Annotated in this window: 21 protein-coding genes; 8 read left to right on the top strand and 13 right to left on the bottom strand. The window is 63.8% G+C overall.

Annotated features, from left to right (window positions below; all coding sequences use genetic code 11):
• Positions 1-158 precede the first annotated feature (158 nt).
• The 4 genes from GQB00_RS11965 to proC form a co-directional block, all read right to left on the bottom strand.
• Positions 159-1,484 carry a TRAP transporter large permease gene (locus GQB00_RS11965; protein ID WP_111493422.1) on the bottom strand — a complete coding sequence of 442 codons (1,326 nt, stop codon included), beginning with the start codon at positions 1,482-1,484 and terminating at the stop codon, positions 159-161.
• Positions 1,481-2,005, bottom strand: coding sequence for a TRAP transporter small permease subunit (locus tag GQB00_RS11960; protein WP_165856372.1), 525 nt, complete (start codon positions 2,003-2,005; stop codon positions 1,481-1,483). Before GQB00_RS11960 ends, GQB00_RS11965 begins: the two co-directional genes overlap by 4 nt.
• A gap of 70 nt (positions 2,006-2,075) precedes the next feature.
• The gene (dctP, locus tag GQB00_RS11955) at positions 2,076-3,137 is read right to left on the bottom strand and encodes a TRAP transporter substrate-binding protein DctP (protein WP_165856371.1); all 1,062 of its coding nucleotides are present in this window, start codon (positions 3,135-3,137) and stop codon (positions 2,076-2,078) included.
• Between the two features lie 56 nt (positions 3,138-3,193).
• Positions 3,194-4,021, bottom strand: coding sequence for a pyrroline-5-carboxylate reductase (gene proC, locus GQB00_RS11950; RefSeq protein WP_165856370.1), 828 nt, complete (start codon positions 4,019-4,021; stop codon positions 3,194-3,196).
• A 279-nt stretch (positions 4,022-4,300) separates the two neighbouring features.
• Here proC and GQB00_RS11945 point away from each other — a divergent pair, with 279 nt between their 5' ends.
• Positions 4,301-5,047 (top strand): AraC family transcriptional regulator, encoded by a 747-nt coding sequence (locus GQB00_RS11945; RefSeq protein ID WP_111493430.1) that lies wholly within the window; start codon positions 4,301-4,303, stop codon positions 5,045-5,047.
• Positions 5,048-5,268: 221 nt separating this feature from the next.
• Positions 5,269-5,439: a DUF1127 domain-containing protein gene (locus GQB00_RS11940; RefSeq protein WP_165856369.1), complete on the top strand. Its 171-nt coding sequence runs from the start codon at positions 5,269-5,271 to the stop codon at positions 5,437-5,439.
• Between the two features lies 1 nt (position 5,440).
• Here the strand turns inward: GQB00_RS11940 and GQB00_RS11935 are convergent, their stop codons facing one another.
• The 4 genes from GQB00_RS11935 to GQB00_RS11920 all read right to left on the bottom strand — a co-directional run bounded on the left by GQB00_RS11935 (position 5,441) and on the right by GQB00_RS11920 (position 10,246).
• Positions 5,441-6,184, bottom strand: coding sequence for a sulfite exporter TauE/SafE family protein (locus GQB00_RS11935; protein ID WP_111493432.1), 744 nt, complete (start codon positions 6,182-6,184; stop codon positions 5,441-5,443).
• A gap of 78 nt (positions 6,185-6,262) precedes the next feature.
• A complete protein-coding gene (locus GQB00_RS11930; RefSeq protein WP_165856368.1) occupies positions 6,263-8,299 on the bottom strand; it encodes a putative bifunctional diguanylate cyclase/phosphodiesterase in 2,037 nt (678 codons plus the stop codon).
• Positions 8,300-8,487: 188 nt separating this feature from the next.
• Positions 8,488-9,267: a DUF3750 domain-containing protein gene (locus tag GQB00_RS11925; RefSeq protein ID WP_165856610.1), complete on the bottom strand. Its 780-nt coding sequence runs from the start codon at positions 9,265-9,267 to the stop codon at positions 8,488-8,490.
• A 103-nt stretch (positions 9,268-9,370) separates the two neighbouring features.
• Positions 9,371-10,246: a DMT family transporter gene (locus GQB00_RS11920; protein ID WP_165856367.1), complete on the bottom strand. Its 876-nt coding sequence runs from the start codon at positions 10,244-10,246 to the stop codon at positions 9,371-9,373.
• Positions 10,247-10,362: 116 nt separating this feature from the next.
• Between GQB00_RS11920 and GQB00_RS11915 the strand changes: the two genes are divergently transcribed.
• Positions 10,363-11,259, top strand: coding sequence for a LysR substrate-binding domain-containing protein (locus GQB00_RS11915; RefSeq protein WP_111493438.1), 897 nt, complete (start codon positions 10,363-10,365; stop codon positions 11,257-11,259).
• Between the two features lie 29 nt (positions 11,260-11,288).
• Positions 11,289-11,801: a GNAT family N-acetyltransferase gene (locus GQB00_RS11910; RefSeq protein ID WP_165856366.1), complete on the top strand. Its 513-nt coding sequence runs from the start codon at positions 11,289-11,291 to the stop codon at positions 11,799-11,801.
• Here the strand turns inward: GQB00_RS11910 and GQB00_RS11905 are convergent.
• From GQB00_RS11905 to GQB00_RS11885, 5 genes are all read right to left on the bottom strand, one after another.
• The gene (locus GQB00_RS11905; protein WP_111493442.1) at positions 11,788-13,098 is read right to left on the bottom strand and encodes an arsenic transporter; all 1,311 of its coding nucleotides are present in this window, start codon (positions 13,096-13,098) and stop codon (positions 11,788-11,790) included. The two genes, GQB00_RS11910 and GQB00_RS11905, sit on opposite strands and share 14 nt — an antisense overlap.
• Positions 13,099-13,108: 10 nt before the next feature.
• Complete coding sequence (gene arsH, locus GQB00_RS11900; RefSeq protein ID WP_165856365.1) at positions 13,109-13,831, bottom strand: arsenical resistance protein ArsH; 723 nt, start codon at positions 13,829-13,831, stop codon at positions 13,109-13,111.
• The gene (arsC, locus tag GQB00_RS11895; RefSeq protein ID WP_165856364.1) at positions 13,828-14,241 is read right to left on the bottom strand and encodes an arsenate reductase (glutaredoxin); all 414 of its coding nucleotides are present in this window, start codon (positions 14,239-14,241) and stop codon (positions 13,828-13,830) included. Before arsC ends, arsH begins: the two co-directional genes overlap by 4 nt.
• A gap of 9 nt (positions 14,242-14,250) precedes the next feature.
• Complete coding sequence (locus GQB00_RS11890; RefSeq protein WP_165856363.1) at positions 14,251-14,601, bottom strand: ArsR/SmtB family transcription factor; 351 nt, start codon at positions 14,599-14,601, stop codon at positions 14,251-14,253.
• Positions 14,602-14,670: 69 nt separating this feature from the next.
• On the bottom strand, positions 14,671-15,168 hold the full coding sequence (locus tag GQB00_RS11885) for a GNAT family N-acetyltransferase (RefSeq protein WP_165856362.1): 498 nt from the start codon (positions 15,166-15,168) through the stop codon (positions 14,671-14,673).
• Positions 15,169-15,292: 124 nt separating this feature from the next.
• On the opposite strand from GQB00_RS11885, the gene GQB00_RS11880 reads away from it, so the two are divergent.
• The 4 genes from GQB00_RS11880 to GQB00_RS11865 all read left to right on the top strand — a co-directional run bounded on the left by GQB00_RS11880 (position 15,293) and on the right by GQB00_RS11865 (position 20,550).
• A complete protein-coding gene (locus GQB00_RS11880; RefSeq protein ID WP_165856361.1) occupies positions 15,293-15,775 on the top strand; it encodes a GNAT family N-acetyltransferase in 483 nt (160 codons plus the stop codon).
• A gap of 422 nt (positions 15,776-16,197) precedes the next feature.
• Positions 16,198-17,697 (top strand): DUF1254 domain-containing protein, encoded by a 1,500-nt coding sequence (locus tag GQB00_RS11875; protein WP_165856360.1) that lies wholly within the window; start codon positions 16,198-16,200, stop codon positions 17,695-17,697.
• A 93-nt stretch (positions 17,698-17,790) separates the two neighbouring features.
• The gene (locus tag GQB00_RS11870; protein WP_111493454.1) at positions 17,791-19,260 is read left to right on the top strand and encodes a DUF1254 domain-containing protein; all 1,470 of its coding nucleotides are present in this window, start codon (positions 17,791-17,793) and stop codon (positions 19,258-19,260) included.
• 333 nt (positions 19,261-19,593) lie between these two features.
• The gene (locus GQB00_RS11865) at positions 19,594-20,550 is read left to right on the top strand and encodes a BamA/TamA family outer membrane protein (RefSeq protein WP_111493456.1); all 957 of its coding nucleotides are present in this window, start codon (positions 19,594-19,596) and stop codon (positions 20,548-20,550) included.
• The last annotated feature ends 22 nt before the right edge of the window (positions 20,551-20,572 follow it).

The raw sequence follows: 20,572 nt of genomic DNA, 5'->3' as shown, positions 1-20,572 counted from the left end.
ATCCCGGGTGCGGCCGGGATGCGCGCCACTGCCAGTTCAGCCAACTCCGCCTGAATGGCCCCATCTCAAAAACACCGTCCTTAACAGCTGTCCTTATCAGCATAGTGCACATCGCCGGCTTCACCCCCGGGGGCTGCCGGCGTCGTTTGCACGTCGGCTTACCAGGACGGCCCGCCGGTAATGCCCGGCAGCCACATGACCGCCGGCTCGTAGAAGAGCACCACGGCCAGCACGATCAGCTGAATCACAATGAACGGGATCACGCCCTTGTACATGTGCTTGAGGGTGATCTCCGGCGGCGTGATGGCCCGCAGGTAGAAGATCGACGGAGCCAGTGGCGGCGTCAGGTAACTGGTCTGCAGCACCACCAGGAAGGCCACGCAGAACCAGATGTCGTCGAAGCCCAGGGCGCGCACCACCGGCATGGCGACCGGGATCACGATCAGGACCACGGACATCATGTCCAGCACGAAGCCGGCCAGGAAAGCGATCAGCAGGATCAGGCCGATGATGGCCCAGGGCTCCAGGCCGGTGGCCATGAGCATGGACTGCACCGTGGCCATGCCGCCTGCGGCGAAGAACACGCCGGCGAACATGTGCCCGCCCAGCAGGATCAGCAGGATCATGGCGGTGATGTTGACCGTGCGCCCGCAGGAGTCCCAGAACACCTTCAGGTTCAGGTTGCGGTAGAAGGCGGACAGCAGCAGCGCGCCGGCAGCGCCGCAGGCGGCGGCTTCGGTCGGCGTGGCCAGGCCCATGAGGATGGTGCCCAGCACGGTGAAGATCAGGGCCGCGGTCGGCAACAGGGCGTAGACGGTGACCTTCATCTTCTGGCCGAGGGAATAGTGCACCGCCTCGTCATCGACGCGCGGCGCCATGGACGGCTTGAAGTAGGCCACACCGATGATGTAGATCACGAACAGGGCGGCCATCAGCAGACCCGGGATCAGCAGACCGCTGAACAGGGAACCGACGGAGACGCTGGCCACCGGACCCAGTACGACCACCGTGATCGACGGCGGAATCGCGGTGCCCAGGGAACCGGCCGAGCAGATCACGCCGGACATCAGGCTCTTGTCGTAGTGGTGCTTCATCATCACCGGGATGGCGAGCATGCCGATCACGGCTTCGGTGGCTCCGACGACGCCGGACGACGCGGCGAAGATCGTGCCCAGCACGATGGCGCCCACGCCCAGCCCTCCGGGCAGGCGCACGGTCCACATGTGGACCGCCTTGAACAGGCGCTCGGCGATGCCGGATTTTTCCAGCATGGCGCCCATGAAGATAAACAGCGGCACCGCCGCCAGGATGGCGTTGGAGGCGGTGTCCTCAATCTTGGTGAGCAGTTGATAGGGCGCGGTCTGACCAAAAATCATCAGGCCGAACACCGCCGCCACCAGGATCATCGAAAACGCAATCTGGAAGCCCGCGAAGATCAGCAGCATCAACAGCGGGAACATCAACAGCGACAGGTAATCGCTCATACCAGTTCCTCCCGGTGCTCTGCCTGGCCGTCACCCTTGATCAGGGTGCGAATGGATTTCAGGAATTCGGCCAGCAACTGCAGGCACATCAGGGAAAAACCGACACACCAGACCAGGTACACCGGCCAGACGATCGGGTTCCAGGCCGAGCGTCCGGAACGCTCGCCGCTTTCCCAGGCGTCGTGGAAGTACTTGAACACTTCCCAGGTCAGCCAGATCATCAACGGCAGGAAAAACAGGTAACACAGAGTGCGGATGGCGGCGTTGACACGCGGCGACAGCTTCAGGGTGATTACATCCACGCTCACGTGTTGACCGACGCGAAGGGCGTTGGCCATGCCCAGCATGAAGATGGCGCCCATCACCATGTAACTTGTTTCGAAGGCCCACAGGGTGGGGGAGCCTAGCACGTATCGGCTGAAGACTTCGTAGACCAGGGCGGCTACCAGGGGAAGTATGAGGATGGCCGCCAGGTGCCCGGCGTACCGGGTGAGGCTTTCTATAAATGCAATCAGTTTCATGAGCGTGTTCCGGACAAATAAAAGCCGGGGTAGCCCACGGGCGGCCACCCCGGTTGTTTCTTAGTGGAAATCAGTCTTCAGACTTGCCGATCGTCAGGCGGTACTGAGGCCAGCTTTCCATGTCCTTCTTGAACTTGCGCTGGGATTCGAGAACCTTGGCGAACCAGTCGTTGTCCTTGGCCTTTTCGTTTTCCCAGGCTTCGGTCTCGTCGTAGATTTTTTCAACGAAGGCCGGGTCCAGGCGAACGATTTCGTTCGGGCCTTCTTCCAGCTCGCGGTAGGCTTCCAGATCCGAGTAGGAGGCGGCCAGCCAGGAGTCGAAGACGGACAGCTTGGCCGCCTCGCGCATGACGTTCTTCTGCTGGTCGTTCAGCTCGGCCCAGGCATCCTTGTTGATCTGACACTCGAGCACGCCGCCGGACTGGTGAACGCCCGGTACGATCACGTACTTGGCGACGTTCTGGAAGCCGGTCGGCTTGTTCATTTCCGGGCTGCCCCACTCGGCGGCGTCGATCACGCCCCGCTCGAGCGCGGTGTAGATGTCGGAGCCGGCCATGACCACGGTGGACGCGCCCAGGCGCGAGGCGATTTCAGCCCAGGCGCCGGAGGTGCGCAGGCGCAGGCCCTTGAAGTCTTCCAGGGTCTGCACCTTCTTGTTGGAGTGCAGGAAGATCTCGGTACCCAGAATGGAGCACGGGAAGGCCACCACGCCGAATTCTTCCATGCGGAACTCTTCGTAGAGCTTGGCGCCGCCGCCCTGGTACATCCACAGCATGAACTCTTCCGGAGTCAGGCCGCTGGAGTGGCCAGCCAGCAGGGCCGCGGTGGGATCTTTGCCGTAATCGTAGGCCAGGTAGTTGTGGCTGACCTGGGCCACGCCGCTTTCCACGGTTTCGGTGACTTTCAGGGCGCTGCCCAGGGTGCCGCCCGGGAAGACCTGCAGGTTGATTTCGCCGTCGCTCAGTTCGGTGACGTGGTCGGCGAAGTCCTGGGCGTCACGTTCCAGCCAGGGGCCGCCGCTCCAGGGCGTGGCCATACGCCAGGATTTCTCCTCGGCCTGAGCCGGGGCAATGCTGCCGGCGATGGCTGCCGACAAAAGCGCAGCGGAAGCGAGTTTGTGCATCGGTTTCATAGTTGTGCCTTTCTTTTTTTGGTGGGAAGAGCCCGCAGGTGTCGTGGGTGCACCCGTCAGGATGAAAACTCTTTCTGCATTTCCTGAGCGCGGTTGGCGCAGGCGGTCATGGCTTTTTTGAAAACCTCGTTCAGGTCGGACGCCTCGAAGCTGGCGATGGCCTGCTCGGTGGAACCCTTCGGCGACATCACGTTGCGCTTGAGCTGGGCCGGCGACTCGTCGCTGGCCAGGGCCATGCAGGCGGCGCCAAAGCCGGTCTGCAGCGCCAGGCGGCGGGCCGTGTCCCGGGGTAGGCCGAGGGACGCACCGGCTTCTTCCATGGCCTCGAAAATCTGGAAGAAGTAGGCCGGGCCACTGCCGGAAACGGCGGTCACCGCGTCCATCAGGGATTCCTGCTCGATCCACTCCACCTGGCCGACGGCGGCCAGCAGCTCGCCGGCACGGGCGCGCTGGTCTTCGGAGACCCGGTCATTGGCCCACAGGGCGGAGGCACCGGCGCGGACCAGCGCGGGGGTGTTGGGCATGCAGCGCACGATGGGCAGGTTTCCGCCCAGCCAGGTGTCGATGTGTTCGCCCAGCACGCCGGCCGCGACTGAGATGATCAGCGGTGCCGTGTCGCGGGACTGGATGGTGTCTTTCAGGGGCTCGCAGACGGCCTTCAGGATCTGCGGTTTGACCGCCAGGACCAGAACGTCGGCGGTCGCAGCGGCCTGGTTGTTGTCGGCGTGGGCGTGGATGCCGAACTTTTCGCGAACGTTGTCCTGGGCGGCCGTGTCCGGGGACGTGGCGGTGATCCGGTCGGCGGCCAGGCCGCTATCGATCAATCCTCCGATGATGGCGCCGGCCATGTTGCCGGCACCGATGAAGGCGACTGTCTGGTTCATGGTGTTGCTCTCTGGTTACGGGCGGGAGCCAGCTTCATCGGTTGGCGCTGGGCCCCATGAATGACGGCATGAACGATGCTTCATACGATTGTCGTAAGGGGAACCCGTAACGGTCTTGCTCAGGGGTGCGGGGTTTTTGTGTCAAGCTCCTGAGTTGATCAAGAATATGTCTATCGAAACGATAAAAAACGATAAGTTGGATGTTTTTTGGTTTATTGTTTGCATAGACTTCGTCTATCGGTAAGATCATCCATGTTAGCATCGAAATGATAATCAGTTATGACGACGCGCATCCGGACGTTCCCCCTTCCCAATAGTTGTCTGCATCATGATCACGACTACCACCAGCTGGTAATCGCCATGAAGGGGCAGGCGGAATTCGAGATCGCCGGCAAAGGCGGTCGCGTGGACGCCCTGCATGGCTGCCTGGTGCCGGGTGGGGAAGTGCACTTCTACGAGGGAATCGGCGAGAACACGCACATTGTCGTGGACCTGCCGTCCGAACATGTCGGGGCCAATGTGGTGCGACTGTTTGACGGGCCGCGCTACTTTGAGGCGGATTCCGGTCTGCGTCTGCTGCTGACCTATATCCAGCGCGAAGCCTCCATCTGGCAGGACTATCCCGAAGCGGCCGACGGCATGGCCCAGGGGCTGCTGGCGGCGCTGCATCATCGCACGTTCGACCGCGATCTCGACCGCAAGTCGTTCGGCAAGCTGGATCTCGCGGCTCTTGATGCCTTCATCTACCGCCACCTGCACGAGCCCCTGCCGGTCTCCCGACTCGCCGGCGTGGTCCACATGAGTGTGGGCCATTTCCATCTGCTGTTCCGCGACATGACCGGCATGACTCCCTATCGCTACCTGCTCGAAGCGCGCCTGCGCCGGGCCCGGGAACTGCTCCTGCAAAGCACCCTGCCGCTGGCGGATATCGCCTGCCAGGTGGGATTCTCCAGCCAGAGTGCCCTGACCCACGCGTTCCGCCGCCAGTACGGCGAAACGCCGGGACGCATGCGCCGCCTGCACTGAGTGCGGCCAGCCGGCGGCGCCGCCGTATCCCCTGCCGCCGAAGCGGTTTCTGTCCCCCGGAAACTGTGATGGATACAGAGGCTCAATCCCGACCCACTGTCACGCCCACAATGCCCTTTCCTGTGTCTGCCCGCATAACCGTCGATTGGCGATGCTGTGTGCTACCGGGCCCGTTCCATCCGGCCCGGTTCGTCTTCACGGTTTCAGCGGAGGAAAGCATCATGTCCGGTACCGTCGTCCAGACCCTGCGAGTCTGGCAGCAACGCGCAGCAACACGGCGCTCACTCAGGCGCCAACTGGAATGGTCCGATTCGGGACGGATCGAGAAGGATATTGGCCTGCGGCCCGGCAGCCTCGACCGGGAAGCGCGCAAGCCGTTCTGGATGGCGTAGGCTAGAACCAGACGCCCTTGACCACCAGCAGGCAGCCGGAAACCAGCAGCAGGCCACGGCAGATGCGGATAAACGTGGCGCCGTCGAAGTGCTTCTGGATCCGGTAGCCGAGCTGGATGCCGATCCAGGCGGCCGGCAGCAGGCACAGGGAAACCAGCAGCAGCCGGCCCTCCCAGAACCCATTGATCTGGTAAGGCACCACTTTGGTCAGGTTCATCAGCCCGAACAGTACTGCGGCGGTGCCCAGCCAGCGCAGCTTGTCCAGTTGCTGGCCCAGGAAGTAGACGCTCAGCGGCGGGCCGCCGGCGTGGATGAGCGTGCTGGTGACCCCGGAGACGCCGCCCCAGAACCAGCCCGCCCGCTGGAAGCGCTGCAGCCAGCCGGCCAGGTTCTGCCAACTGGCGAACAGGATCGAGACCACGCCGGTCATCAGTTCCAGCCGGTCCGTGGACAGCGCCCCCAGCAGCAACCCACCCAACCCGATGCCGATCAGGACCCCTGGCGCCAGCCGCTTCAGCTCCGCCCGGTCCGCGTGACGCCAGTACAGGTGGATGGCGCGAACGTCCATGAACAGCAGCACCGGCAGCATGATCACCGTCGCCATGGGCAGCGGAATGACCAGTGCCAGCAACGGCACGGCGAGCACGCCGGCGCCGCCGGCAAAGCCGGACTTGGAGATGCCGGTCAGGATGACGCCGATGACGGCCAGCAGCCAGAACAGCGGGGTATCAAAGGGTGGGGCCATGAGGGATTCGGGATTCCATGCGACGTCGAACGGCGACCAGTCTGCGGTAAAGCAGCCGCGCTGTCCAAGTGGGCGGCGTCAGCTCGACAGCCCCAGAACCTCGTGGCCCGGTTTGGGGCGGGCGAAGAAATAACCCTGGCCCATGTCGCAGTCCATGCCTCTGAGGATGCGGGCCTGGGCCGCCGTCTCGATGCCCTCGGCGGTGATGCGCAGGTTGTTGGCCTTGGCGATGGCGATTACCGAGCGCACCAGGGTGGCGCCGCGTTCGCTCTGCAGATCGTCGATGAAGACCTTGTCGATCTTGAGTTCGTCCACCAACAGGTGGCTCAGGTAACTCAGGGAGGAATAGCCGGTACCAAAATCGTCGATACTCACCTGGATACCCAGCGTGCGTAGCCGTTCCATCACCTGCGTCGTGGTCTGACGCATCTGCATGACCATGCCCTCGGTGATTTCCAACTGCAGCGACTCAGGAGGAAACTTGTACCGGCGCATCAGCTGCTCCAGATACTCCGGCAGTGCCAGATCGGAGAAGTGTCTGGCGGTGACGTTGACGGCGATCACCGGGACGGGGCGGCTCTGATGCCTGCAGCGGGCGATGAGCTGGGCGGCGATGTTCAGCACGTAGCGGTCGAGTTTTTGACCCAGGGCGCTGCGTTCGGCAATGGGGATGAAGTCAGCCGGCGAGATAAAGCCCCGTTCGGGATGCTGCCAGCGCACCAGCGCCTCGTAACTGTGAACGGTGTGGTCGTCGAGTCCGATCTTGGGCTGGAGGTAGACTTCGATGTCCTGATTATCGAGCGCCTCCTTGAGGCCCTGCTCGATTTCCATCTGCTTCTTCAGGTCCTCGTGGTAGTCGGCGTCGAAATACGCCGCCGTCGCGCCATGATCGCGGGCATCCCGAGCCGCGGAGCTGGCCATGTTCTGCAGTGTTTCCTGGGAGGCCGAATCGGCCGGATACAGGGCAATGCCGCAGACCACGTCCAGGCGCAGGCTGGAGCCATTGACCCGGTAAGGGCGCTCCAGGCTCTGCACCAGTTGCAGGGCCGTGTCGTGGGCTTCTTCGTTATCCCGGACGCCGATCACCACCAGCATGTCGCTGCCGGTTCGGGCGCACAGGTTGGGCCGGATCAGGGTGAGGCGGATACGCTTGGCGGCCTCCACAATGACGTTGTCGCCGGCGTCATAGCCGTACTGCCGGTTGATCATCTCGAACCGGCCGCAGGCCAGGTGGAGCAGCGCGTAACGGCGACGGGGCTCGATCCATGCTTTCATTGCGCTGGAAAAGGCGCGCATGTTCAGAAAGCCGGTCAGGTAGTCGTGGTTGCGCAGGTACAGGGCCTGCTGCAGGGCGGCTTCCTGTTGCGAGATGTCGATGCCGAAACCCTGCAGCTCCGGTTCCTGCGGGTCGCCGGCGCCGTCCACCCGCTTGAACGACCAGTCCACCAGGGCACCGCTGTCCCGGGACTTCATCGTCACCTTGATGTTTACTTCGTTCAGGTTGCCGTGGGCCCGGAACATGCCGGCGAGCAAATGGCCCAGCCGGTGTTCGTCATCGTCCGCGATTTCCGTCAGCGGAAGGCCCATCAGGGCGTCGTGCTGGACGCCGATCACCTGGGAAAACGACGCGTTGGCGAAGGTGATACGCAACTGGCTGTCGACGCGGCAGATCAGTTGCTTCTGGCTTTCGACGATGTCGCGGTAACGCTGTTCGGTTTCTTCCAGCTGCTCGACGATCTCACGGTATTTCGACAGGTCGTGGCAGATGCCGATAAAGGTGCGTTTGCCCTCGTGAACGGCCTCGCCGACGGAGAAATGCAGGGGAATGCGCGAACCGTTCCGGTGTTGTCCTTCGACCTCACGTCCGATGCCGATGACGCGGGGTTTTCTCGTGCTCAGGTAGTTCTGCAGGTATCGATCGTGTCGGGCGGCGGTGTCCGGGGGCATCAGCAGGTTCACCTTGCGCCCCACCACCTCGTCCCGGGAATAGCCAAACAGTCGCTCGGCGGCGCTGTTGAAACTGGTGATGAAGCCCTGCTCATCGATGGTGATGATGGCATCGACGGCGGCTTCCAACAGCGTTGAGTAAAGATCGCCCAGCTCGGAGAGTTTCATGGTGCCTGCGCCTCGTGACCGACCTGGTGACAGGTCAATTTCCCTGGCGACAGACCCTGTTACGACTGCTTCGCTGCAACGCGCTGCCGCGCACCCTGGTGAATCCTTGCCATTGCAGTTTAGACCGCTGTCCCCAGTCTCGCTAAACCTGTCTCTGTTAAAGTCACAAGATTGTGCGGTCGGGTCTGTCAGGGTCCGGTGACCGGCGTCGACGCAGGCTCCCAGGGATCCAGCAGGCTGAGCTGGCCAATACCCGGCAGTTTGATTCCCAGGGCCAGCGGATCAATGCCGAAGGACAGGCCCAGCAGGTTGATCTCCAGTCCCTCATAGGCGCTGGCGAGCACGCCGGCATAGCCGAAGGCGGACACCTGGAAGCCGGAATCGCTGGGCGTTTCCGCGACGAAAGGCGGGTCCAGATAGTCCTTGCCGATGGCAATGTTGGGCAGCGCCACGTCGAAGTCCGGCACGGCGCGGATCACCCAGGCGGTAAAGGTGTTGCTGTTGGGGCCCGGCCAGGCTTCGTATTCGCGCTGGTAGGGGTAGTCGGTGATCGCCGCCTCAATCTTTGGGATCAGCTCGGCCGCCTTGTCGCCGCGGATGTCCGCGATCAGGTGGGGTTCGTTGCCGTACCAGGCGCGATCCGGGTCGCCGGGGCGGGACCGGACCTTCTGGCGGCTCCAGCCAGTCACTTCATGCACCTCATAGGTGCCGGCGCCGGCCGGCTTGGTGGCGATCCAGGTGTGCACCGCGAAATAGCCGCGCCAGCCGAAGGCGCGGGCGTGGTAAACCTGCACGATGGCTTCCGGCGCGTCCTCCGGCTGCGGCGCAATGCCCGCACTGGAACGGTCCGCGTCGTACCAGCTCTGGGAGGTGGCCAGGCCGCTGCAGGCGGCCATCAACAAGGGCCCGACGAGGAGTGCGATGAGCAGCAGGACGGCGCGCAGCGTCCAGCGGAATGTGAACTTCATGGAAGAGTGCATGGTGTAATCCGCAGCTGGGGTAACCTCAATCGATAAGCGAGAACCGTTCCAATTTACGCTTTTTCGATCGAAGCCGACCAGTCCGGATCGATCAGGTTGTCCCGGGCCGGATGCGCATCCCCTGTGACAGCAGCGCCCCGGCTACCACCGCCGTGGCCGCCAACGCCAGTTGATAGCTGGCCGGGCTCCAGCCCAGCAGGACCAGCAGCAGCGCCGCCAGAACCGGTACCAGATAGGTCATCAGCCCCAGCAACGTGGCGGGTCCGCGCTGCAGGGCGAAGCCCCAACTGATGAAAGCCGCGCCGTAGGGGCCCAGGCCGATCAGGCCGGCCACCGCCCAGTCGCGGGATGTGGCGGCTTCGGGCAACTGCTCGAACAGCCCGTGCATCGCCAGGGCAACCAGGCTCACGTGCAGGAACAGGGAGCGGTAGCCGTGCAGGGACAGGGCGCCGGCCTGCCGCAGGTAGACGGAGAACGCGATCCAGCAGATGCCGGCGGCCAGTCCTGCGGCGTAGGCGATGAGCGACGTCGCCTGGCCCTCGCTGCCGGACAGCACCAGCGGCGCCAGCCCGGTGAAGGCGATCGCCGAGCCCAGCAGCAGCCGCAAACTCAGGCCCTGGCCGGCGAGACGGTTGGCGATCAGCACAAAGCCCAGCGGCCAGGTGTAGGTCACCAGGGTGATCCTGGCCGGATCGCCGTTCTGCAAAGCCAGGAAGTAGAAATACAGCGCGCCGGCCAGGCCGCCCACGGCCATCAGCCAGTAACGTCCTTCCCGGATCCGGCTGGTGTCTTTGCGCACGTAATGCAGGCTGGCCATATGAGCCAGCCCCGCGGCGCAGATCATGGCGACGGCGGCGATCAGCATCGGCGGCAGGTGCGCAAAGCTGCGCAGGACCGGCAGACAGGACCACAGGAGGACCGTCACAAGCCCCGCCAACATGCCCGCGTACTGACGTTTATGACACATCGATGTCACTCCTGTTAACGCTTGTCCGATGCCATTACCCGGCGTATTTTGGAGAACACAGCTCAATCGGTGAAACGAAGTCTTTCGATCAATCGATCACGAAACGTGATGCAACGATGCCGAACCCGAGACCCCTCGATCTGGCGGTGCTGAAAACCTTCGTCACGGTGGTGGAAAGCGGTGGCTTCACCGCCGCCGCCGAGCGCCTGCACCTGGCCCAGTCCACGGTCAGTGCCCACATGGCGCGGCTGGAAGACACGCTGGATCGCCCGTTGCTGCAGCGCGGGCGCCGCGCCGCCGTGCCCACGCCAGCCGGCGAACGATTGCTGGCCCACGCCCGTCAGATGCTGCGCCAGAATGCCCTGGCCTGGCAGGACGTGCTGGACCAGCGCCTCGACGGCGTGGTGCGGCTGGGCATCCCGGACGACTACGTGGTGTACCTGCCGGAGGCCCTGGCCGAGTTCGAGGCCCGCTATCCCGGCGTGGAACTGGAGGTGCGCTGCGGTCTGAGCGTGGAGTTAATGGAAGAGGTCAAAGCCGGGTCGCTGGATCTGGCCATCGTCACCCGGCAGCCGAAAAGCCCGGGCGGGGAAGTGCTGGTGCGCGAGCCCATGGTCTGGGCCGGCGCCACCGGCTACGACACCCACCAACGCTCGCCGCTGCCGCTGGCGGTCTCCCGGGAAGGTGTGTGCGTCTTCCGCGAACGGGCGCTGGCGGCGCTGGACGCGGCCGGCATCCCCTGGCGCATTGCCTACACCAGTGCCAGCCTGTCCGGGTTGTCGGCGGCGGTGCGCGCGGGTCTGGCGCTTACCGTGCTGACGCCCTCCATGGTGGGGCCGGAGATCCGCACGCTGGGCGTCGACGATGGACTGCCGGACCTGCCCCACACTGAAATCACCCTGCACCGCAGCCCCGGCCGTCCCAGCGAAGCGGCGCGGCAACTCGCGGCTCAGTTGATGGAACGGTTCGAGCGCCAGTATGCGGGGGACGCACGACGGCCCGCCGCCGTCTGAAGCCACAAACACCTGACCCGGGAAGATCGATGCGATTACGCCGGCTCCGCCACGACGACAGCGACGCCTTGCTGGCGTTCGAGCGCGACAACCGTCACTGGTTCGAGCGGTTTATCGAGAGCCGTGGGGAGGCGTTCTACTCCGCGCGGTCGGTGGCGGACCACGTCCGGACGAGTCTCGCCGAACACGCCGACGGGGTGATGTTTCCCGGACTGGTGGTGCAGGGCGGCGCGCTACTGGGGCGGGTGAATCTGCGGGAGATCGACCGGACTCGCGGCACCGCGCGGCTGGGCTACCGTGTCGCCGAGAATGCGGCCGGGCAGGGCGTGGGCCGCTTCGCGGTGAGCGCGATCGTCGATCTAGCCAGAACGACTTACAAACTGCGCCAGCTCACGGCGTTTGTGTCTGTGGATAACCCGGCCTCCCGACGGGTGCTGGAGAGGCAGGGCTTCCGGGTCGTTGGGCGCCGCCCCGGTATGGCTGAGGTCGGCCCGCGTCGGATCGACTGCCTGGCGTACCAGATCCACCTCAGCCGCCGTTAACCAGCGGCAGCCACCAGGCCAGGGCGAGCAGGGTGACCAGCAACACCGGCGGTGTGATGATCAGCCCCACCTTCATGTATTGCCCCCAACTGATGCGATGGCCGCTGCGCGCGAGCACGTGCAGCCAGAGCAGCGTGGCCAGGCTGCCGATGGGCGTGAACTTGGGCCCCAGGTCGTTGCCGATCACGTTGGCGTACACCATCAGTTCCCGGATCAGCGGCGACACCGGCGCCTGGTCGATGGCCAGCGCGCCCACCAGCGTAGCGGGCATGTTGTTCATGATCGAGGCCAGCAGCGCCGAGGCGAACCCCGTCCCCACGGTCGCGACCAGCGGCCCCTGCTGCGCCAGCCAGCCCAGCAGTTGCGCCGCCCGGTCGGTCAGGCCGGCGTTGCCCAGGCCGTAGACCACCAGGTACATCCCCACCGAGAACAGCACGATCTGCCAGGGCGCGTGTTTCAGTACCCGTTTCAGGGAAATCACCCGGCCGCGCTTGGCGACGTACCAGCGTCCGGCGATGGCCATCAGGATCAGGGCGGCGATGCCCGTGACCAGCGCGATGGGCAGATCCAGCGGCGCGGTCACGAAATAGGCCACCATCAGGATCGTCAGCAGCGGGAAGCCGGCGCGGAACACCTGCGGATCGCGAATCGCCGTGGCCGGCTCGGCCAGCGCGCTCACGTCGTAACGCCGGGGGATGCGCCGCCCGAAGAAGCACCAGAGCACGGCCAGAGTAGCGGCCAGGGATGCCAGGTTCACCGGCACCATCACCAGGGCGTAGTGCTCGAAGGAAATGTCGAAGTAGTTGGCGCTGACGATGTTGACCAGGTTGGAGATCACCAGGGGCAGGCTGGTGGTGTCCGCCACGAAGCCGGTGGCGATGATGAACGCCAGGGCTGCCGGCGGCGGGAACTGCAGCCGCAGCAGGATCGCCATGACGATCGGCGTCAGCAGCAGGGCGGCGCCGTCGTTGGCGAAAAACGCGGCGATGAAAGCGCCCAGCACCACGATCAGCGGGAACAGCACATGCCCGCGCCCGCCGCCCCAGCGAGCGACATGCAGCGCCGCCCAGGCGAAGAAGCCGGCCTCATCCAGAATCAGGGAAATGATGATCAGGGCGACGAAAGTGAAGGTGGCGTCCCAGACGATGTCCCAGACCACCGCCACATCCGGCCAGTGCACGACACCGGTGGCCAGCGCCACGGCGGCCCCGCCCAGCGCGCTCCAGCCGATGCCCAGCCCCCGGGGTTGCCAGATCACCAGCACCAGGGTGACGACGAAGATTGCGAATGCCAGCATATCGATTCCGTCAGATGGACGTCTGGTTGACGCGCCGGGACACGGCCTCGGCGCTCTCCACCCGCTCGGAATAGCGGTCGGTCAGGTAGGCGTCGTGGCCGCGGGTCAGCCAGGTGAATTTCACCAGCTCCTCGCACACGTCCACCACCCGCAGGTACAGGGGCGAGGGTTTCATGCGGCCGGCGTCGTCGAACTCGTTGAACGCCTTGGGCACCGATGACTGGTTGGGGATGGTCAGCATCCGCATCCACCGGCCCAGCACCCGCAGCTGGTTGACCGCGTTGAAGCTCTGGCTGCCGCCGGACACCTGCATGATCGCCAGGGTCTTGCCCTGGGTGGGGCGTACACCACCCAGGGACAGCGGAATCCAGTCGATCTGGGCCTTCATCACCGCGGTCATGGCGCCGTGCCGCTCGGGGCTGACCCACACCATGCCTTCGGACCACTCGGCCAGGTCACGCAGTGCCCGCACCCTGGGGTGGTCCGCTTCGGCGGCGTCGGGCAGCGGCAGGCCGTGGGGATCGAACGTGCGCACCTCGCAGCCGAACCAGCGCAGCAGGCGGCTGGCTTCCTCCGACAACAGTCGCGAGTAGGACCGCTCCCGCAACGAGCCGTACAGGACCAGGATGCGCGGCGCGTGTTGCGGCGCACCGGGGGCGGCCAGGCGGTCGTGATCGATGGGCCGGAGCTGCTCCGGGTCGATGTTGGGCAGATCGTGCAGGGACAGGCTCATAAGTCATTATCTCCGGAGACCACGACATCCCCGTCTTCCTTGACGAAGCGTGCGGGAGGGTGGGCCAGCAGGGTGAATACAGTCTCGGACGGACGGCACAGCCGGATGCCCAGGTCGGTTTCCACGATGGGCCGGTTGATCAGGATTGGGTGTGCCATCATGGCGTCGATCAGCTCGCCGTCAGTCAGCGCCGGGTCGTCGAGATTCAGGTCGTCGTAAGGGGTGCCTTTGCGTCTCAACAGTTCCCGGGGCGGCATGGCCATCGCCTGTAGCATGGCTTCCAGCTTTTGCCGCGAAGGCGGCGTTTTCAGGTATTCGATGACGTGCGGTTCCTCACCGGACGCCCGGATCATGGCCAGCGTGTTGCGCGATGTACCGCAGTCGGGGTTGTGATAGATCACGGTGATCATGTCAGTCTCTCAGGCGTCTGTTTTCGGGGTACAGCAGGGCGCCAGGTCGTCTATCAGCGGCTGGCAAAGTTCCGCCCGGCCACCGCAGCAGTCCTGGACCAGGAAGCGGATTGCCTGGTGCACGGTTTCCAGGTCGGCACGGTAGATGATGGAGCGGCTGCGGCGTGCCGAACGCACCAGACCGGCGCGGCTCAGCACGCTCAGGTGGGCCGACATCGTGTTGTGCGGCACCGACAGCTGACGGGCCACATCGCCGGCGGCGAGCCCCTCCGGTTCGTGGGCGACCAACAGGCGGAAAGCGTCCAGACGTGTGGGCTGAGCCAGGGCCGCGAATGCTTCGATGGTGTTTAATGTGTCCATATGTCCAATATTATCGACATATAATTCGATCTGCAATAAGGTATGCCTTGAACACGAGGGCCTTTGGCGCTAGCGGTCGGCCGTCAGGGTGCGCTGCCAGAGACCCACATCGACCCAGCGGTCGAACTTGTAGCCTACCTCGTGCAGCTTCCCCGCCGGTGTCATCCCGAACTTCTCGTGCAGGGCCACGCTGGCGGGGTTGGGCAGGGCAATCAGCCCGATGACGGCGTGCACGCCGAGGCCCATCAGTGCCTCGAACAGCGACTCATAGAGCTGCGAGCCCAGGCCCCGCCCGCCGGCGTCGGGATCGAGGTAAACCGTCACTTCCACCGAAAAACGATAGGCGTAGCGCGGGTGCCAGGGGCCGGCGTAGGCGTAGCCCAGCACGGCACCGTCCTCCTCCGCCACCAGCCAGGGGAAGCCGGCGTTGACGCCGCTTTCGATACGCTTGGCCATGGTGCCGGCCGTGATCGCCTCTTCCTCAAAGGTGATGACCGTATCGCGGATGTAGTGGTTGTAGATGCGGACGATGCCTTCGGCGTCGTCGGGTGTGGCAGGGCGAATCATGCCTGTCGCACCTCCTTGTGGTGCCTTGTAAACGGATTCCTGTGACTCAGCTTACCACGGCCGCGACTGGCCAAACTCCGGCGATTGTGATGGCATGGTCGACCCCCTTATTCCCGGAGTCACCATGTCCGCTATCGAAATCCGCACCGCGACCGTCGACGACGTGCCGCAAATCCTCGCCTTCGTGCGCGAACTGGCCATCTACGAGAAAGCCGAGCACGAGGTCGTGGCCACCGAGGCGACCGTCGCCGGGTCCATCTTCGGGCCGGACTCCACCGTCCACGCCCTGATCTGCGAGAAAGCCGGCCAACCCATCGGGTTTGCGGTGTATTTCTACAACTATTCCACCTGGTTGGCGAAGAACGGCCTGTTCCTGGAAGACCTCTACGTCACCCCGGACGAGCGCGGCAGCGGCGCCGGCAAGGCCCTGCTCCGGCACCTGGCGCAGATTGCCGTGGCCAGAGGCTGCGGCCGTTTCGAATGGAACGTGCTGGACTGGAACGAACCGGCGATCAACTTCTACGAATCCATCGGCGCCAAGCCCCAGAGCGAGTGGATCGGCTACCGCCTGACCGGACAGGCCTTGCTGGATCTGGCGGAATCCTGACGTTCCGGGGCACCTGTCACTCAATCGGGAGTGGCCCGGTCGCTGATGGGACCAGGGTCCTTGGCCGAGTGCTGATGCGGTGGCATTTGCCTGAAACCTTTCTACGCTTATTGAGTAATCTGCATCGGATTTCGAGGTTTCCACCCGCCATTGGCGAGAGGGTAACCGTACCCCAGGCGCTGTGATCAGCGCCGTCGTTGCAGGATGCACTGGAGGTCATGGCAAGCGGTGTCGTTGGCTGACTCCCGCTGCTGGGAGCTACAGAGCCTTCCTGCTTCCTCCTGAAGGATAGCGGCTCGGGTTGCGGGTCGTTCGTTCCGAAGTGACATGGAAGGCACGCTGTTCGGTATTTGCCTTCCCCGTAGTTGTATTGACGCAGGCGCATCGACGCCTCTGTATCAACGAAGGGGAGCATTCCAGACATGAACCGCAAGACACCGTTTCCACGCCGCGCGGTGATCGCCGGACTGGCTTTTGGCCTGCTGGCTTTCAGCACGGGAAGCGCCGTTGCCGAGGCGGCGGATGCGCCGCCATTGGTCCAGCAGATCAACGACGGAAACTGGCTGCCGCAGGACGAGGCCGAGTCCCTGCGCGAGGAGCTCTACTACCAGCGGGCCGTGTACGCCTACATGACCATGCTGCCGGCCATGAATGTGATCGGCATGCGCGACGGTTCGGAGCAGGCTTTCGGATCGGGCTACAACGTGCTGCCGATCTGGAAGGACCGCATGGACAGCCGCACCTGGGTGCCCACGCCCAACGCGGACGTCATCTATTCGATGAATTATCTGGACCTGAAGGGAACCGGGCCGCTGGTGGTCAAGGCGCCGCCCAACGTGATCGGAATGTTCACCGATTTCTTCCAGCGCACCCTCACCGACGTCGGCGCCATTGGACCGGACCGGGCGCGGGGTGGCCTCTACCTGCTGCTGCCGCCGGGTTACGACGGACACGTGCCGTCGAGCTACTACGCGGTCCGTTCCCGCACCTACAACGTCTTCCTATTCTTCCGCACGGTGATGGCCAAGGGCGATGGCGTGCCCGATCCCAAGCCCGCGGTCGAGCTGGCCGAAACCACCCGGATTTACCCGTTATGGGCGGAGGAGAAAACCATTCCGGCGATGGAGTTCCCCAACGCCAGTGACGAGCGGGTGAACATGATGTACCCGACGGACTTCGACTACTGGACCAAGCTCAAGGCCTTTGTCGACTATGAGCCGGTCAGCGCCATCGATCCAGAGCTGCGGGGCGTGCTGGCCTCCATCGGCATCGTGAAGGGCCAGCCCTTCGAGCCCAACGGCCGGCAGCAGGCACTGTTGGAGAAGGCCGTCGAGACCGCACCCAAGATGATCCTGGCTTCGCGCCAGTTGGGCCGGGAAGATCGCCGGAACCTCTACTACGAAGATCGCCAGTACGAACGCGCCTGGTCCGCCGGCACCGCCGAATGGATGCAGCAGAGTTACCTGGACCTGACTGCCCGCTCGGCGTTCTTCCAGTACGCCTACTCCTCCGCGCCGGCGATGGTCATGCGCACCACCGGCGCCGGGTCCAAGTACCCGTTCACCGCCCGTGACAAGGACGGCGCCTTCCTGACCGGCGGCAACACCTACAAATTGCACCTGCCGCCCAATCCCCCGGCGGCCCTGTTCTGGGCGGTCACGGCCTATAACGTGACCGACGGCACCATGCCGGAAACCGACCAGTTGCTGCCATCCACCAACGGCTACTACGACATTCCCAAGAACGACGATGGCTCCATCGACATCTGGTTCGGACCGGAACAGCCGGACGGTGTGGTAAATGCGGCCTTCATCAAGACCATACCGGGGCGCAACTTCCTGGTCGCCCTGCGGCTTTATGGCGCGGAGGATGCTTTTTACGACCAGACCTGGAAGCCGGACGACATCGTGAAAGTGGAGTAACTGCAAAGACGCCCCGGCCGGCGCAGGGTAGGCTTTCCGGCGCGGGGCTCATGGGTTCAATCGTTTTGACCATTCCGGAATGGAGCATCCGACATGAAAACGGTTATCGATAGATTTCTGTGCGCGGCTTTCTCGGTCGTGCTGGGGGTGATCAGCGCGGCGGCGCTTGCAGCCCCCGAGAAACCCACCTTCGACGAACTGGCCAAACCGAGTACGGACGTCAACATGACGCCGGCGTACGCGAAGATGCTGGCTCGCAAGGCCTACGTCTGGGGTTGGCCGATGGTCAACATGTACAACCGCCGGGCGACCATTACCCAGGCACCAAAGCCCGGCCTCCTGGGCGGCATCCTGCCCGTTGCACCGCAGGGGCAGATCGCGATGCTCAGCGATTATATCGATCCCGCCGAAACCTTCGTGACGTGCCCCAACCAGGACGTGGTATATGGACTGGGGTTCTTCGACCTGGACAGCCAGCCGATCGTTATCCAGGTGCCGGATTTTGGCGACCGCTTCTGGATCTACGCCTTTTACGATGCCCGCACCGACCAGTTCGGCGAACTTGGCAAGCCTTATGGCAGTCAGCCCGGCTTTTACCTGGTCGTCGGACCCAACTGGGAGGGCGAGACGCCGGATGGCATCAACGGTGTGATTCACGGCACCACATCGCTGGCCAATGTCATTCCACGGGCGTTTATGGACGATACGGAGGCCGACCGCGCGGCGATTCAGTCCGCGGTGGATCAGATCGTTGCCTATCCGCTGTCCGAGTTCGATGGCTCGATGAAGACCATGGACTGGAGTGAACTGCCGTCGATTCCCAATCCGAATGCGGACCAGGGCGGCGGTGGAGAAACCCAGTGGGTGGTGCCGGAAAAATTCTTCGACGAGTTGGGGACGGTGCTCGACATCGTGCCGCCGCTGCCGGGCGAGGAAGCCCTGTACGCGCAACTGCGCTGGTTACTGGCCGTGGCGGAAACCAATCCGGACATCAGACAAGTCATCGTCGACGAGGCCGTCGCCGCCGACAAGGACGTCATCAAGCCGTTCTTCCGTTGGGAATACAATGGCAAACCCGCCGGCAACGGCTGGAACCGTTCGGTGCATAACTCGGAGTGGGGCATTGATTACTACAACCGCACTGGCACCGCCAAGTCGAACATGTTCGACAACCGGCCCAGTGAGACCCAGTATTTTTACACCGACTACGATTCCGACGGCGAGCAGCTCGATGGCTCGAAGACCTACGCCGTGACCTTCGCCAAAGGACAGGAACCGCCGGTGAACGGATTCTGGTCACTCACCCTCTACAACGACAAACACCTCTTTTACCCCAATGATCTGCACCGCTATTCCCTGGGGACCAAGAACAAGAACCTCAAGCGCAACGACGACGGCTCGCTGACCCTGTACGCGGGGGGCACCTCGCCCGGCGCGGACAAGGAGAGCAACTGGTTGCCGGCGCCTGACGGTGAGTTCTCCCTCTATATCCGCGCCTACTGGGGCAAACAGGGGATTCTGGAAGGGTCCTGGCAGCCGCCCGAGGTGGACGTGGTGGAGTAAGTTTACAGACGCGGGGGCCACCCCCGCGGCACGTGTCTGCTTCCCCTCGACGATGTGGGCCGGTGTCTGTTCCGGTTTCGAAGCGGTCTGCACTGCGGGCCCGCCAGGTCAATCAACGTCCCGAGCGGTTTGGCCTCATGCCCGATTGTGAACTGGACGAAACGCACCGTGCCGACAACACTGGAGTCACGCTTTCAGGGATGGGAGATCAGGGTGCGGGGTAGGAGTCTGGGATGGCGTCTGGTTTGCGGTGCGTGTGCCTGTCTAGTCCCGTTATTCGGGGCGGGCGCTGAGAGAGTCACTCAGTCATCCGAACCGGCACCGTCGCCCTGGGTGGTCGCTCCCAAGTTCAGCAGTGACCCGAAAGTTGGCACGTCGCTGGGTTTCCTGGCCGGTTACCTGTTCAAGCTCGATCCCGGCTCCACATCGTCGATGGCCGGGGCCATGGGCACCTACAGCAACACCGATTCCTACCTCGCCACGGCCTTCCTGCGTTCCTACTGGGACAAAGACCGCAAGCGCCTGACGGCGGCCATCGGCGGCGGTCGGATCAGGAACGACTATTCCGATTTCCTCGGCTCCGGCCTGCCCGCCTCCACCACCGACGAGATGAAACTGGCCTACGCGCGCTACCTTCAGGCCGTGCGGTCCGACTGGTTCGTGGGTGTTCAGGGTGTCTACACCAACTACCTGGCTGTGGGCGATGACTTCCGCACCGACGAAGTCCTCAAGGCCCTGGGGTTGAACGGCGTCGATTCCGGCGCGCTGGGGCTCGTGCTGATGTACGACGACCGCAACAACCAGAACGACCCCAGCGCCGGTAAACTGCTCGACATCAACAATTTCGCCTACCGCGAAGCGTTCGGTGGGGAAGAAAACTTCGATACCCTTAATCTCGATTTCACACATTACATCGCCCACGCCAAGGGCGCTGTGTTTGCCTATCACATTGCCGGACGCTGGACGCACGACGCCCCCAATAGCGGTTATTCCAGTGTTCACCTGCGCGGTTACACCCGGGGGCAGTACCTGGCGCCGCATTCGGTGAGCCTGGAAGTGGAAGAACGCCTGCCGTTATACGAACGCTTCGGTGTCAACGTGTTTGCCGGCGTCGCCTGTCTCTATGGTGACGGGGAAGACTGTGGCGAGCGCGATAACCTCTATCCCAGTGCGGGTGTGGGGATGTCCTACCTGCTCAAACCGTCGGAACAGATGGTGGTGACGCTCGACTACGCCAAGGGCGAAGGCGAAAACAGCGGCTTTTACGTGCGCTTTGGCCGGGCTTTTTGAGTCGTCCCGGACGTCCGGTAGA

Origin of the sequence: Marinobacter sp. JSM 1782161 (assembly GCF_011421605.1) — a bacterium.
GTDB lineage: Bacteria > Pseudomonadota > Gammaproteobacteria > Pseudomonadales > Oleiphilaceae > Marinobacter_A > Marinobacter_A bohaiensis.
The sequence above is the reverse complement of the archived record's forward strand: the minus strand, read 5'-3'. Positions and strand labels throughout refer to the sequence as shown.